Genomic DNA, 604 nt, shown 5'->3' with positions numbered 1-604 from the left:
GGGTTCTCGTAGTTGAGGTCGGGCTGGTGGGAGAAGAAGCGGTGCCAGTAGTACTGCTTGCGGACGGGGTCGAAGGTCCAGTTGGAGGCCTCGGTGTCGACGAAGATGATGCGGGCGTCCTGGTACTGCTTGTCGTCGTCGGCCCAGACGTAGTAGTCGCCGTAGGGGCCTTCGGGGTCGTTGCGCGAGGCCTGGAACCACGGGTGCTGGTCGCTGGTGTGGTTCATGACGAAGTCGATGATGACGCGCATGCCCCGCTGGTGGGCGCTGTCGACGAACTCCACGAAGTCGGCCAGGTCGCCGAACTCGGGCAGCACGGAGGTGTAGTCGGAGACGTCGTAGCCGCCGTCGCGCAGCGGGGACTTGAAGAACGGCGGCAGCCACAGGCAGTCCACGCCGAGCCACTGCAGGTAGTCGAGCTTGGCGGTGAGGCCCTTGAGGTCGCCGACGCCGTCGCCGTTGCTGTCCTGGAAGGAGCGGACGAGGACCTCGTAGAACACGGCGCGCTTGAACCAGTCGGGGTCGCGGTCCTTGGCGGGGGTGTCCTCGAAGGTGTCCTGGACGGGCTCATTGACGATCATGTGGGTGACCCTCCGATCAGCGG

Annotated in this window: 1 protein-coding gene; it reads right to left on the bottom strand. The window is 65.6% G+C overall.

What is annotated here, in order from left to right:
• Nucleotides 1-581 (bottom strand): alpha-amylase family glycosyl hydrolase (locus QK440_RS41270; RefSeq protein WP_282798400.1); only part of this gene is annotated, 581 nt, incomplete at its 3' end.
• Between the last annotated feature and the right edge of the window lie 23 nt (nucleotides 582-604).

Source organism: Streptomyces sp. CC224B, from assembly GCF_030010595.1.
Classification (GTDB): Bacteria; Actinomycetota; Actinomycetes; order Streptomycetales; family Streptomycetaceae; genus Streptomyces; species Streptomyces longispororuber.
Note: the sequence above shows the minus strand (reverse complement) of the source record. Positions and strands in the feature narration are given on the sequence as shown.